Consider the following 14147-nt stretch of genomic DNA (forward strand, 5'->3'; position numbering starts at 1 on the left):
AGCGTTTACTTCGCTGTTGAGGTATCAACCTCGGCTTCCATAGATAAGCCCACACGCAATGGATGTTGTTGTAATTGTTTTTTATCCAGTTGAATACGTACGGGTAAACGCTGCACCACTTTGATCCAGTTACCTGTGGCATTTTGCGCTGGGATTAACGCAAATGCTGAACCTGTCCCACCTGAAAAACCAATTACAGTGCCATGATATTTCACATCTTTGCCATATAAGTCTGAAGTTAACTCAACCTTTTGACCAACTTTGACATTTTTCAATTGGCTCTCTTTAAAATTAGCATCGACATACAATTCAGACAGGGGAATTAATTTCATCAAAGACGTGCCTGGTGCTACTCTTTGCCCCACTTGAACTGTTCTGCGTGCAACCACACCATCCAATGGCGCTTTAATTTCAGTACGTTGTAAGTCTAACAAGGCTTGCTCAACTTTGGCTTGTGCCACCAAAACATCGGGAGTTGACTGCTGAGAAGCTCCTTTGATTAAAGCTTCGTTGGCATCTAAATTACTTTGTGCTGCTTTACGTTTAGACTCTGCTTGTGCCACACCTGCTTTGGCAACATCTAAACTAGCTTGTGCATTATTTAAAGCACTTTGCGACTTGGTAAATTCCTCTTTGGAAATCGCCCCTGAAGCACTTAAAGCCTTACGACGTTCAAACTCTTGTTGTGCTTGTTGCAAAGCCACTTGTGCTTGTGCAACCTGTGCTTTGGCACTATGAATATCATCATCACTCATCAAAATCTGCGAGTTCAATGCGCTACTATTGGCTGAACTTTGCGTATATTGGCGTTGTGCTTTTGCTAACTCTGCTTGTGCCTGCGCCAATGCAATTTTGGCATCACGAGGATCAATGATTGCCAAAGTATCGCCTTTTTTCACCGTTTGTGTGTCACTGACTAAAACTTTTTCAACTTGTCCACTGACCATCGAGGTAATTTCGGCAGTTTCAGCCCCCACATAGGCATTATCAGTACTGACAGAGCGATTAAAAAGAAAGTGCCAAAGCATATAAATAATCGCAACAATCACAATCATCACTGCAAAAATTTTCAATAACTTTTTACGTTTGCTTTGATTTTCTACATCTTTGAGGTCTGTTGACTCGTTGTGTGGTACAGAAGTTTGTTGGGCATCTGTCATCGCATTTCCTAGCTGATCGCAAGACTTGGTCAAGAACATTTGACGAATATTTGGCTTTTAATCTTAAAAAAAGCTTAAAAACAAATGAGCGCTGAGATGTTTTAATGAGAAAGTCGATTTTCTTAAAATTGTGATTGTGGATTTTACAGTTTTATAATCAGTATATGAGAATCAAAATGTAACTCATGCGTTTATTTTCTAAAAATTACTTTGATTTATTTAAATTTATACATCGAAAGCCAAATAAAAAAGCCATTAAAATATGCATTCTAATGGCTTTTTTAAGACACTATGCGCTTAAACTCATTAATATGCATAAGATGCGATCGCAGTTGCAATCGCTTTACCTTCATCATTGACCATGGTCATGCGCATGGTGCAACCTTTGCGTCCTAGACGTAAAGTTTCAGCCTTCGCAATAAAATATTTACCACGACCCGGCGATAAATAATCAACACGCATATCCACTGTCGCTAAACGAGAAACTTTTTTAAGGGTATCAGGCAGTTGGTCAGGTTCTGCTCGTTTGTATAACTCTCCCATCGCCACGATCCCACCGATACTATCCAGTAAAGTCGCAGCAACACCGCCATGTAAAATTTGAAATGCCACATTTCCAATTAAATACGGCTGCATTTCGATATAACCTTCAATTTCATCATTTACAACACGCATTTGCATCGCATTATGAGAAAAATAAGGAGAAGTATTAAACGCTTTGGTGAGTTGACTGAGTACTACATTCAGGTCTGCTTTGCTACCTAGATGTAAATTTCCAGTCCATTTTTTTTGCGATTCAGCTTTAGTTGAATCCGCTTGGGGAGAGTCAGTTGTCATAATCTAAAAAACCAATACAGAGATTTTTTCAGCTTTTTGCCAAAAAATACATGAAGGGGCTACAATAAGCCCTTAGTTTAATACTGAATATCGAGATTGTTATGACTTATACGTTCAATCGCCCTGCTTTTCCAGCCACTCGTATGCGCCGAATTCGTAAAAACGATAAGCTTCGTGCGATGGTGAGAGAAACGCAGCTCACAGCAGATCATCTCATTTATCCAGTATTTGTGCTTCCAGGTCAGAACCAGACCCAAGATGTGCCAAGCATGCCAAATGTACAACGATTATCTGCTGATTTATTGTTAAAAAAAGCAGAAACTTTGTTGGAATTAGGCGTATCCAAATTGGCGCTTTTTCCTGTAACACCACAAGAAGATAAAAGTTTAACAGCTGAAGCGGCTTGGCATGAAGATGGTTTGGTACAAAATACCATTCGTCTTTTGAAAAAAGAACTCCCAGAAATGGTACTGATCACTGATGGCGCACTCGACCCATATACCACACACGGTCAGGATGGCATCATCGATGATACAGGTTATGTATTAAATGATGAGACTGTACAATGTTTAATTAAACAAGCATTGAGTCATGCAGAAGCGGGGGCTGATGTGGTTGCACCCAGTGACATGATGGATGGACGTATCGGTGCGATTCGCCAAGCTTTAGAAAGTAATGGCTTTATCTATACCAACATCATGGCGTACTCAGCAAAATATGCCTCTAGCTTCTATGGTCCATTCCGTGATGCCGTAGGTTCTTCTTCAAATCTAAAAGGTGGTAATAAGTACAACTACCAAATGGATGTAGGAAACCGCGCTGAAGCATTGCATGAGATTGCGTTAGATATCCAAGAAGGTGCAGATATGGTGATCGTGAAACCTGGTATGCCTTATCTGGATGTAGTACGTGAAGTAAAAGATACCTTTGGCGTGCCGACATTTGTCTATCAAGTCAGTGGTGAATATGCCATGCTTGCTGCAGCCATTCAAAATGGTTGGTTATCTGACAGCGTGATTATGGAATCGTTAATGTGCTTCCGCCGTGCAGGTGCAGATGGGATTTGGACGTATTATGCAGAACACGCAGCTCGTCAATTAAAAGAGATGAAGTAACGTCTTTCAAAAATATTAAATGCTATTTGATACGCGGAAACGTCATTCGCAACATGTTTGAGGCAGGACTACTTTTGATCAATAATGTTTCTGCGATACATCAATTAAAAGATGGTAGTAAACGAGTTTTGCGGATGACAATGGTTTTGCCTACTTTTCCCGAAAGAAAAGTAGGTCGAGCCGAAGGCTAATCCCTTCATTTAAACTTTAGATATAAGACTCCGTCTGATCTAAAGTTTAAATATTTTTTCTAAGCGCATAGTATTTGTAATAAATGAATCTAATTAAAAATTTGAATTTGGTACAAAACACCATGCATATTGCCATCATCGGTGCAGGAGTAAGCGGCTTACTCACTGCTCTTGAACTCATTGAACAAGGTTGCACAGTCACTATATTTGACCAACAACAAGCAGGACACGCTGCTTCATGGGCAGGTGGTGGCATACTTTCACCCATGTACCCTTGGCGCTATCCGCGTGAAGTCAATCACTTGGCACAATATGGCAAATCCATGTATCAGCAATGGAATCAAAAGCTATTCCCCAAAACTAGCATAGACTTTCAGATTCATGAAACAGGAATGTTGATTTTTGATGAGGCTGATTTTGAAATTGGGCTGAATTATAAAGATACATATAATGAACCCATGCAGCATTGTGAATATTTACAACGAGAACAACTCGAACAGATTAATCCGCATATTTCACAACAATTCCAACAAGCAATTTATTTCCCTCAACTTGCTAATGTTCGTAATCCACGTTTGCTCAAATCTTTAATCACGTATTTAAAGCAACATCCAAAGGTTGAAGTGATTGAAAATACATGGATTGAAAAGTTTAATATTTATAATAATCATATCCAGTCGGTTCAAACCTCAAATGCAAAACATTATCAAGCAGATCAATTTGTGATTACCACAGGTGCTTGGTCAAATTGTTGGTCTGAGCAATTACAACTTTCAATTCCTGTCGAGCCTGTACAAGGACAAATGTTATTGTTTAAAACGCCTGAAAATTGGTTACCGACCATGTGTATGAACAAGGTGATGTATTTGATTCCACGTACAGATGGTCATGTGGTCTGTGGTTCAAGTATGGATCATCTGGGTTTTGATCGACGTCCAAGTGTGCAAACACAGCAAAACATTTATAAAGCTTGTGTGGAAATGGTTCCTGAACTCGCCAATTTCCCAATTGTGAAACAGTGGGCAGGCTTACGTCCAAGTTCACCCACAGGGATTCCTTATATTGGGCAAATGCCAGAGATTGAAAACTTATGGGCAAACTTTGGACATTATCGCAATGGTTTATGTATGGGGCCTGCGTCAGCACAATTACTGCGCCAACTTATGTTGAAACAACAAACTTTGGTGGATGCAACTGCCTATTCGCCACAGCGTTTAAAATCTAGTTTGGCGAATGTTGTATGATTTGTTTTAATGCACTTTGCAGGTCTGTATATTGAAAATCAAAGCCTTCTGCACATAACGCTTTAGGTTGAACATATTGTCCATTTAACACCAAGTGGGATTGTTCCCCCATGAGCATACGCATCACAACACTAGGTAAAGGCAGAAATGGTTTTCGCTTTAAAATTTTAGCCGCAACACGTACAAATTGCATTTGGTCAATATGATCAGGCGCGACCACGTTATAAACTTTTTGAGTAGACTTACTTTGAAATAAAAATAAAATAGCTTGAATAACATCATCCACATGTACCCAAGTCATCGGTTGACGACCTGAATCTATTCTGCCAATCAAGCCCATTTTGATAGGCAATAACATTTGCGGTAGAATCCCACCGCCCTGTCCAAATACCACACCTAAACGCATAATTTTAGTATTCTGCTCGGTATGGCTTAATGCTTCTGCTTCCCATTGTTGGCACATTTCAGACATAAAAATTGCTTGAGGGGCTGAATTTTCATCGCAATCATTTAACCAAGCCTGTTGTGGATCAATACCATAATAACCAATTGCAGAACCTGAAACGATACATTGTGGACGTAAACCATATTGCGATAATGCTTGATAAAGCTGTTGCGTGGTGCGTACTCGGCTTTGGATTAATTTTTGTTTACGGGTATCCGTCCAGCGTCCTTCTCCAATACTTTCACCAGCCAAATTCACCACAAAATCTAACTGTAAATGTTCAAGCGCAGTAAAATCCTGAATCCACTGTAACTGTGCATGCTGAGAAGTTCTTTTTTGACGAGAATAAGCGATCACATTTACTTGATGTGCAAGCAAATATTCAATGAAATGTGTGCCAATAAAACCACTGGCACCTGTCAGCAATATATTTTTATTTTTTAAATCGCTCAGCATCACAAAACTACTCTGTTATTTTTCTTATTGCTATTCAAACATACTCTATAATGATTTCAAAGCCTCCTACAAAAGTCTAAAAATGTTTTAATTTCCAAACATTTTTGCAGCCATCCGCTGTGCTTGCTTACCATAAAACCAGTAAGTGATCAGAAATAGTGGGATCGCTAACATCAGCAACATGATCAGCGATAACATTAAAAATTGTGGGTTTTGCATATACAGCAGAAAATTGTTCCAAACCTCTGCATCGCTACGGGCAAAGATCATGACACCGATCAGTACACCAATAAAATTATATGTCCAAAAAATTAGGCTAAATCCAATAGAGAACTTTTTTTGCTCCGATTTGCTTGGTGCACGTTTTTGTTGTTTTAAAAATAAATGCAAAACAATAATCATAGAAATTAAATAAGGCAGTGCGGTCAAAACTCCTGAGATTTGATTTGGCAACAATGCAACCAAAATACCAACCACCATTGTCAACACCAAACAAAGCACAAAAAACCATAAAAAATACTTACTTAGTGATGTCATAACGGTATTTCCACAACTTAAAAATACATTATAGGAAAATTTTTTAATTTTTTTTAATTTTCTTGTCAACCAAATCAAAACTACTGGCGTTATATAAGTATAAGGTTGCAGCAACCGCGAATAATTTGCACAGGCATCCGCAGATTTGACTCGGTAACCTTTTACCTCCCATGAGACCTATAAACTCATGCTTCTACAATTTGATTTGGAACAGCAGCCCAAATCAAATTGAGCGAAGTATCTTAGCCGACGATTTCATCATCACTCGAATCGTCGGTTTATTTTTTTCTACGCTTTGGTTTTATTATAAGCAATCTATCCAAACATTTTCAAAAAATTGTCAAACAATCAGATCGTGTAGATTGATATTTTATCCACTCTTAACGATGAGAGCGGATAAAACGCTGACGGATTTTTATGTTTAACGGTGTAGAGTAATATTTTTCAATCGCCCAGCTTAAAATAAACACCAAAATAAAATACACAGACAACAACATTAGCTTTTCAGCAGGCAAAGTTTCTTTTGGAAAATAAATGACTTTAAATAATCCTAAAATAATCAAATGAAACAAATACATCTCATAACTGCGTTGTCCAATCCACACCATACCCTTAGAGAAAATAGAATGTGCTTGCGCTTGTGGCGTTTGAGCAAAGCAAGCAATTAAAATAGCCGAAAGCAAAGCAAAAACACTAATGCCCCACGTACTAACCGCTTTAATCGGTGCATACAGATACAATGCAATCATCAGTACTGAAACGATCGCAATTATAAAATTCTTATTTGGCAATATCCCTTTGAAATTTTGTACAAAAATTGCAGTTAAACACCCTATAGCGATACCATCAAAACTAGAAAAATAGTGATAAAGATATGCTCCACTTTCTTCAGCAAAATGTAATGAACGGAAATAAGGTGCATACGCAATAACTGCAAATAGCAGCAAAATAAAGCCTTTTTGACTACGTCCTAAAAGCAAACACAGTAAAGGAAAAGCAAGATAGAAAACCTCTTCAACCGACAATGACCACAGCACACCCAGCGCATAGTTTATCCAGCCATTTTCAATGATCAGAATATTCATCCAAAAGGTAAATGCAGAAAATACGGTTAAAGCATAAGACACTTCAATGTCGTTAGGCGCTTGATTGATAAATGGCTTTAAACCCAAACTTCCCAGTACCGTAACCATCGCCACGAGTAGTACCAAACACGGTATAATCCGAGCAATACGGCGAATATAAAAGTTTTTAAGATTAATTTCTGCCAAAGATGAATGACGTTGCAGCGTATGTTGAGTGATTAAAAAACCTGAGATCACAAAAAACATGGTCACCCCATAATTGCCATTTCGAGCAATCAAGGTACTCAAACTTTCACCAAAAATCTGCACACCTAAAAAAGTATCATGCAATTTATAAGGAATATTAAAGTGATGAATCAGCACCAATAAAATAGAAATTCCACGTAAGGTATCAATTTTAATATTACGCATCGCAATACTCTGTCATTATCTTTTCCCTTTCTGATCTTCTAATTTTAAACAACTGCCATATTTACGTTCTTCTTCCTCATCCAAATAAGGATTTGGCGTTTTAATACACAGCGCCGTTTTGGTTCGATAAAACTCATAGCCCTGTAAATTTTTATTAAGTTTATTTAAATCAATTGCTTGATGTTGTGCTAACACATTTAATAAAACAATTTTCTGATTGATTAAACGTGGACGTATGGCATAAGTTTCCCAACGTGGTAAGGCGACATCAACCAATTTATTGCCCATAAAATTTTTCAGCCAACTGCGTTTCACTGTACTGTCATGCGGTTGTTGCAAAGCTTGCTTAAACTGAGGATTAGGCAATTCAGAAATCACTAAAGTTGGGTGAATATAAGACACATAACGATTCAGCGATTGGTTTTTAAGCAATAATAACGGCGTAAAAAAATCTGCAATAGGATGCTTTTCAACACTTTTTTGCTGATTTTTATCTTCATAAATAAAATCAAACATACCTTGTGGACTTTGTCGATCAACAAGTCGATTGGTCACCTGTTGCATCACAGCAGTTTCACTGGCAAAAGGAAAACGCATCGACATTTGTGTTAGTGACAACTCAGAGAGCGTATGTTTTTGCCCTAAGCGCTGATTAAGCTCATGAATCACTTCAATATTATGTGAAATTAAATTCAACATAATCATTTTATCTATCAAGCTTACTGCACTTTGGTCTTTGCGAATCAAGGCTTCGGTATAGCGCACCAAACCGGCAACATCTGTTTGAAACAGCAAATGTGCCACATATAAGCGGTGAATTTTCATCATCAGTGCAAAATTCGGGATCGCTCCTTCTACACTTAAGGCAAGCACTTGCTGTGTCGGTGCTTGATGAATTAAGACTTGCCAACGTGCATTTAACACACTTTGACGCGTATAAATCTCTTCTAAAGCTGTTTGTTGTTTTTGATAAACCTCTATCCCAATCTCGGCATGTAAATCTTCTTTTAACTGTTCAAAAACTTTTTCATCTGCTTCAGTTAAAAAATTGCCCTGCAATTCGCTAAACCTCTCAATCGGTTCATCAATATAGACACTGTTTGTTTGATAGAAATTTTTCCAATCACGATGATAAATTTTCTGCCCCAAAAGCTGTTGTTCAGCATCGGTTTTGGCTTCAAAACCTAACCATAAAAAATAGGGGTCTTGTTTTAAATCTGCCTCATAAAAACGGACATCAGCTAAAAGTGCTGTAGCATTCTGTGAAATCGGTTCATCTTGGATCAGCCAAAAAACCAGTCCGCTCAGCAGTAAAACAAGCCCAAATAGCCCCATACACATTTTTTTTAATCGTATCGTCATTATGTTGTCATCACATCAAAAAACAGATCATAAAATCGTAAAAAATAATCACAATCATAACATTGACACATCATCACAATCCCATTTCAATAGCAGCAATTTTAACAACACTCACTTGCGGTAATGTATAAAAATGTTCCATAAACTCATGTCAAATCTGGGCTTACAAGGCGTTGAGGTCAACACCTGTATTTACACAGCAACACCGCAAGCAGGTCAAGTTGTAAATGGTGAAGTGATTTTTAAAGGTGCATCTTCAAGCAAAAATATCAATGGCATCTACCTCAAACTGATGACCACTGCAGAAGTTGAAACGGATGATCACGAATTTAACCAAGCACTTACTCTTGCCCAGTGGCATATCATTGGTGCGTTTGAACTCAAAGCCAATCAATCGCATAGCTTTCCATTTTCAATTCAACTGCCTTTTGAAACGCCAATCACCGAAGTTCAATGTCGCCACAATAAAACCCGTGTTTGGTTACATACCCATTTAGATGTGGATTGGGGCTTGGATGCAACTGATAAAGATTATTTACAGATTGCTCCAACACCTGCGATGCAAGCCTTTTTACAAGCGATGCAACAATGTGGTTTTGCTTTAGCAACAGTGGATGTCGAAAAAGGACAATTACGCGGACACAATTATTTTTCAACCATTGGATGTTATCAAGAATTAGAATTTGTACCGATTCAACATTTTAGTGGTATTAATGAAGTAGAAGTGTCTTTTGTCGCACAAGAAAATCAGACCCATGTGATGTTAGAAATCGACCGTAAATTTAGAGATGATCAATTACGCAGTATTAGCATTCCAAATCATGCAGTTTCAGTACCGAACTTGGTACAGAATATTAAGCAGATTTTAAATATTGTTTAATATCAGAAAGCTGTGAGATTAACATCGAGCAGCTTTTGAATGACTGAAATAAAACATCAAAACACATACTTCTATTCTCAAACATCCTGATCCAATATCTTTAAAATCTCTGCAAACGTTGTAATTCTGGCTTTTGGTTTTGCTTCATCTAATTCCGCTGCTGAACCATAACCATATTCAACTGCGATTGTTTCAATACCATTTTTACGTGCGCCAAAAATATCATGTTCACGATCACCCACCATCAGGCATTCAGTAGGATTAAGCTGTTCTTTTTCTAAAATATAAGTAATCAACTCGCCTTTGTTGGTACGATCACCGTTCAACTCACTGCCGTAGGGATATTCAAAATATTTTAATAAATCAAAATGATCGAGAATCTGACGTGCATAAATTTCAGGTTTTGCCGTTGCTAAAAATAAACGATATCCTTTGGTTTTGAGTGCATCTAATGTGTCTGCCACATCATCAAAGACATGATTTTCATATAAACCTTGTATCGCAAACCGTTCCCGATAGCCCAGTAAAGCTTGCTCTGCCAAAACATCATTGGCATCAACACCTAAGATTTTCGCCAAAGATGCTTTTAAAGGTGGACCAATAATCCAGTCAATATTTTCACTGTCTGGAATCGGATGACCAATTTTATTTAAACCATAACGTGCAGATGTGGTGATACCTTCTTTGGGATCAGTCAATGTTCCATCCAAATCAATCAAAATATTTTTAATCACAAACTGACCCTATTTCATCGCTAATGCAAAAATGGATTTCGTAGCTAATTTTACAATTAGTATCGAGAGTTTTTCTAAAGTTGCCTATACTAACTCAAATTTGTGAATTAAGGACATCCTCGTGCGCCCTACTGTATTGTGTTTTTCTGGTCTTGATCCTTCAGGTGGTGCAGGAATTCAGGCAGATATTGAAGCCATTGGTCAAAGTGGCGCACATGCAGCGATTGCGTGTACTGCGCTGACCATTCAAAACTCACAGCAAGTATTTGGTTTTGAAGCAACTTCGAAACAGCTTTTACTCGCTCAAGCCAATGCTGTCGTCGGGGATTTACCGATTAAAGCAGTTAAATCAGGCATGTTGGGTACAACGGATAATATTGCAGCTTTGGCTGAGTTTTTACGTGAACACCCTGATTATTTATATGTGCTTGATCCTGTTTTAGTGGCGAATAGTGGCGGCTCACTGGGCAATCAAGAAACTTTAGTCAAAGCTTTTGTTGAGTTGATTCCTTTGGCAACTGTACTCACCCCAAACACGGTTGAACTTCGTGCTTTAACTAATGAACAAGACTTGGAAAAAGCCACAGCAAAACTATTTGAAATGGGGGCGAAAGCAGTCCTAGTCAAAGGTGGTCATGAAGATACGCCCGACTATATCCGTAATGCCTTATATATAGATGGAAAAATGGTTTCTGAAACAAAATGCCCTCGTTTAGAGGGGGAATATCATGGTTCAGGTTGTTCGCTGGCAAGTTTTATTGCAGGACGTTTGGCACAGGGTGATCATTTGAAACAAGCGGTACATCATGCTGAAACTTGGTTATTTGGTGTGTTGAAAAATGCTGAAACACCAGTTCAAGGTGGTCAAAAAATTCCTAAGCGGTTTTGAGTTAAATCGCCTTTAAATCCCTTCTCTTGCAGATGAGTAGTTAAACTCCAAAAGATGAGATTTTATCCCCCTCATCCCGACCTTCTCCCACAGGGAGGAGGCGGTTTTATTATTAAATTTAATTAAAATTTATATTTTTAATCACTTAAATAAATAAAAAATTAAAATCGCTCTCATATTTTGCGCTTTATCTCATAACCCTTTTAAAATTAGAGTAATTACTCTAAAATAATTTTATCTACGATTCAAAGCTGATTACAGCGAATAAAAATTGCAAATCAAGGTTAAGACAAAATAATTGAAAAGGAATGACTAATGAATTACCCAGAATATCAAAACGATCTAAATAAACTGTTAGAATCTGAAATCTTAGGTGAAGCTGTATTTCTCAGTGCAGCAAAACATGCAAAATCACCACAACAAAAACAAAAATGGTTGGCTTTAGCTGCTTTAGAAATGCAAACGCTTGAACGTTTTCAGATATTTTTAACACAGAATAATTTAAAAGCGACTTCTCGCTTACACATGAAAACTCAAGGTAAGATTACTGGTTTTGCACTAGCAAAAATGCCGTGGAAAATGGCGATGTATTTGCTTAAAGATGGAACACAACCTTTTATGCAAGCTTTTCAACGTCTATGCCAACATGCAGATCGGGACTCACAAATGTTTTTTGAATATGTGCTGAATCATGAAAAAAGTCTTTATGAGTTTGCAGATAAAGAGTTGAAAAAACAAAAGACGACTTCTTTGGACAAAGTGAAATATTTACTTGATTAAGCTAAATACTCACTAAGTTATTCAAATGATTTTCATTAGATCATTTAGTCCGTATGACTGTTTTTAAGATTTTGTACATGTTGGCGATTGGTTTTCCATGACTTTTCTAGAACCTCTTTTTCAATACGTAACTTTATACGTATCAGCGTCTTAGATGGGATCATTTCCTCTTTAAAACCTTTCACATAATCTGTCCATGCTGCACTACGAAAAACATTTCTCGGCATCTGTGTTTTGAACTCACAATCAGGCATAAAAACCACAACTGAATGAATCAAAGTAGGATCTATAATATCTGACAAAATATTTTCTAAAACTTTTTGATGCTTATAATTTTGATGTAATGGGTTTTGAAATTTATAAGACTTTTTATAAATTTTCTGTGTCCATGTTTTCTGACGTTCACCACCAAAAATCCAACCTTTATAATTTTTAGTTTCAATAACAAAAATCCCATACGGACTCAATAAAATATGGTCAATTTGCGCAGTTTGGTTTTGCATGTCAGGCAAAGTACAATCATTCAACAAAGTATATTTTTCTTTGTCTAAATATAATTTCACATGTGTACTGACAGCGAACTCACCCATTTTTCCTTTAAGAAAGGGCTTAAATGTCTTAATCGCTCCAACAATCAAGAATAACGGAATCATCCACCACAATTGAGAAAATAGTGGTGCAAGTATTTGAGACGTATTCATTTAAAATTTTAATGTTATTAATAGTTAAACCAAGTCTATTGTAACTTCTCAATTTTTAAAAGAATATCTTTATTCTCCAACCCACCTGCAAAACCAACCAATTTTCCATTTGTACCCACTACCCGATGACATGGCGCAATAATCGAAATCGGATTTTTACCATTCGCAGCACCCACTGCCCGCACTGCTTTGAGATTGCCGATCTGTTCCGCAATCTGTTTATAACTACGGGTTTCACCAAAAGGAATCGTCAGTAAAGCTTGCCACACTTTTTGTTGAAATTCAGTACCTTCGAAGTCCAAAGGCACATCAAACTTTTGACGCTGCCCTGCAAAATACTCATTTAACTGCTTTTGTGTTTCAAGCAAAATCGGGTGTTGTGCATTTTCTACTAACTCCGCCAAACGTACACGTTTGGGATTTTCATTTTTCCAAAGTACAGCAACAAGTGCTGTATCATGTGCTACCAATTTTAATGTTCCTACAGGGGAAGCCATTTTCATATACGCAAGTTTCATGTTCTACGCTCTTGCCTAAACGATTAAGACGATGATAATTTCATCAATATTAACCCAGAAATGATCAACACTGCTGCCAACATTCGCATCGCGGAAGCTGGTTCACCTAAAAAGAAAATACCGACAGCAAAAGAACCCACTGCACCGATTCCTGTCCAAACTGTATATGCTGTGCCGAGTGGCAATGTTTTCATTGCATAAGACAATAATGCAAAACTTGCGATCATAAACAGGATGGTCAAAATACTTGGAGTTAACTTACTAAATCCTTCTGACACTTTCATAAAATAAGCCCAGACCACTTCCAATAAGCCTGCAACCACAAGTAATATCCAAGCCATAGCATAACTCCGAATAAATCAATAATTTTTTGAAACCTAAAAATCCAAGTCAACTACAATGATTAACTTGGATCATCATTTAGAAATATTTTGCTTAAGAAGATGACAGTTTCATGAGAATTAAGCCTGACACAATCAACACCGCAGCGAACATACGCATTGCTGTGGTTGGCTCGCCTAAGATAAAAATCCCGACAAGAAATGAGCCAATCGCTCCGATGCCTGTCCAAATGGTGTAGGCAGTACCCAAGGGCAATGATTTCATGGCATAAGCCAACAAACCAAAACTTAAAATCATGAAAAAGAGAGTAATAATGCTCGGTGTGAGCTTTGTGAAACCTTCAGACATTTTCATGGTATATGCCCAAACGATTTCAAAGATTCCTGCAAAAATAAGAATGACCCAAGCCATAACCAGCTCCAAATTTTAATTAGAGTCAGGTCGTCCTGACGAGTTTTCT

General features: G+C 37.6%; 16 protein-coding genes. 5 read left to right on the forward strand and 11 right to left on the reverse strand.

Annotation, left to right across the window (positions count from 1 at the left end; genetic code table 11):
• Nucleotides 1-5 precede the first annotated feature (5 nt).
• Together HUS24_RS16515 and HUS24_RS16520 are read right to left on the reverse strand one after the other, a co-directional pair.
• Entirely contained in the window at nucleotides 6-1160 is a 1155-nt protein-coding gene (locus HUS24_RS16515) for an HlyD family efflux transporter periplasmic adaptor subunit (protein WP_173913047.1), read from the reverse strand.
• A 306-nt stretch (nucleotides 1161-1466) separates the two neighbouring features.
• Nucleotides 1467-1997 (reverse strand): thioesterase family protein, encoded by a 531-nt coding sequence (locus tag HUS24_RS16520; RefSeq protein ID WP_171531684.1) that lies wholly within the window; start codon nucleotides 1995-1997, stop codon nucleotides 1467-1469.
• A 101-nt stretch (nucleotides 1998-2098) separates the two neighbouring features.
• On the opposite strand from HUS24_RS16520, the gene hemB reads away from it, so the two are divergent.
• Entirely contained in the window at nucleotides 2099-3112 is a 1014-nt protein-coding gene (gene hemB, locus HUS24_RS16525; RefSeq protein WP_173913048.1) for a porphobilinogen synthase, read from the forward strand.
• Nucleotides 3113-3425: 313 nt separating this feature from the next.
• A complete protein-coding gene (thiO, locus tag HUS24_RS16530; protein WP_173913104.1) occupies nucleotides 3426-4547 on the forward strand; it encodes a glycine oxidase ThiO in 1122 nt (373 codons plus the stop codon).
• Here the strand turns inward: thiO and HUS24_RS16535 are convergent.
• The 4 genes from HUS24_RS16535 to HUS24_RS16550 form a co-directional block, all read right to left on the reverse strand.
• Entirely contained in the window at nucleotides 4525-5448 is a 924-nt protein-coding gene (locus HUS24_RS16535; RefSeq protein ID WP_173913049.1) for a TIGR01777 family oxidoreductase, read from the reverse strand. The two genes, thiO and HUS24_RS16535, sit on opposite strands and share 23 nt — an antisense overlap.
• Nucleotides 5449-5535: 87 nt before the next feature.
• Nucleotides 5536-5985 carry an ABZJ_00895 family protein gene (locus HUS24_RS16540; RefSeq protein WP_173913050.1) on the reverse strand — a complete coding sequence of 150 codons (450 nt, stop codon included), beginning with the start codon at nucleotides 5983-5985 and terminating at the stop codon, nucleotides 5536-5538.
• Between the two features lie 380 nt (nucleotides 5986-6365).
• Nucleotides 6366-7481: an acyltransferase gene (locus HUS24_RS16545; RefSeq protein WP_173913051.1), complete on the reverse strand. Its 1116-nt coding sequence runs from the start codon at nucleotides 7479-7481 to the stop codon at nucleotides 6366-6368.
• Between the two features lie 15 nt (nucleotides 7482-7496).
• Nucleotides 7497-8843, reverse strand: coding sequence for a hypothetical protein (locus HUS24_RS16550; RefSeq protein WP_173913052.1), 1347 nt, complete (start codon nucleotides 8841-8843; stop codon nucleotides 7497-7499).
• A 133-nt stretch (nucleotides 8844-8976) separates the two neighbouring features.
• On the opposite strand from HUS24_RS16550, the gene HUS24_RS16555 reads away from it, so the two are divergent.
• Complete coding sequence (locus tag HUS24_RS16555) at nucleotides 8977-9723, forward strand: sporulation protein (RefSeq protein ID WP_173913053.1); 747 nt, start codon at nucleotides 8977-8979, stop codon at nucleotides 9721-9723.
• A 77-nt stretch (nucleotides 9724-9800) separates the two neighbouring features.
• Here HUS24_RS16555 and HUS24_RS16560 read toward each other — a convergent pair whose 3' ends face one another.
• Complete coding sequence (locus HUS24_RS16560) at nucleotides 9801-10457, reverse strand: HAD-IA family hydrolase (RefSeq protein WP_173913054.1); 657 nt, start codon at nucleotides 10455-10457, stop codon at nucleotides 9801-9803.
• A 121-nt stretch (nucleotides 10458-10578) separates the two neighbouring features.
• On the opposite strand from HUS24_RS16560, the gene HUS24_RS16565 reads away from it, so the two are divergent.
• Nucleotides 10579-11346, forward strand: a complete 768-nt coding sequence (locus HUS24_RS16565) for a hydroxymethylpyrimidine/phosphomethylpyrimidine kinase (RefSeq protein ID WP_173913055.1) — start codon at nucleotides 10579-10581, stop codon at nucleotides 11344-11346.
• Between the two features lie 315 nt (nucleotides 11347-11661).
• Entirely contained in the window at nucleotides 11662-12126 is a 465-nt protein-coding gene (locus HUS24_RS16570) for a hypothetical protein (RefSeq protein WP_173913056.1), read from the forward strand.
• Nucleotides 12127-12170: 44 nt separating this feature from the next.
• Here the strand turns inward: HUS24_RS16570 and HUS24_RS16575 are convergent, their stop codons facing one another.
• The 4 genes from HUS24_RS16575 to sugE (HUS24_RS16590) all read right to left on the reverse strand — a co-directional run bounded on the left by HUS24_RS16575 (nucleotide 12171) and on the right by sugE (HUS24_RS16590) (nucleotide 14098).
• Nucleotides 12171-12827, reverse strand: coding sequence for a nuclease-related domain-containing protein (locus tag HUS24_RS16575; protein WP_173913057.1), 657 nt, complete (start codon nucleotides 12825-12827; stop codon nucleotides 12171-12173).
• A gap of 35 nt (nucleotides 12828-12862) precedes the next feature.
• The gene (locus tag HUS24_RS16580; protein ID WP_173913058.1) at nucleotides 12863-13345 is read right to left on the reverse strand and encodes a methylated-DNA--[protein]-cysteine S-methyltransferase; all 483 of its coding nucleotides are present in this window, start codon (nucleotides 13343-13345) and stop codon (nucleotides 12863-12865) included.
• A 23-nt stretch (nucleotides 13346-13368) separates the two neighbouring features.
• A complete protein-coding gene (gene sugE / locus HUS24_RS16585) occupies nucleotides 13369-13686 on the reverse strand; it encodes a quaternary ammonium compound efflux SMR transporter SugE (protein ID WP_173913059.1) in 318 nt (105 codons plus the stop codon).
• A 94-nt stretch (nucleotides 13687-13780) separates the two neighbouring features.
• Nucleotides 13781-14098 (reverse strand): quaternary ammonium compound efflux SMR transporter SugE, encoded by a 318-nt coding sequence (sugE, locus tag HUS24_RS16590; protein WP_065994208.1) that lies wholly within the window; start codon nucleotides 14096-14098, stop codon nucleotides 13781-13783.
• Between the last annotated feature and the right edge of the window lie 49 nt (nucleotides 14099-14147).

The organism is Acinetobacter sp. Marseille-Q1618 (assembly GCF_902809855.1).
In the GTDB taxonomy this organism is placed as follows: domain Bacteria; phylum Pseudomonadota; class Gammaproteobacteria; order Pseudomonadales; family Moraxellaceae; genus Acinetobacter.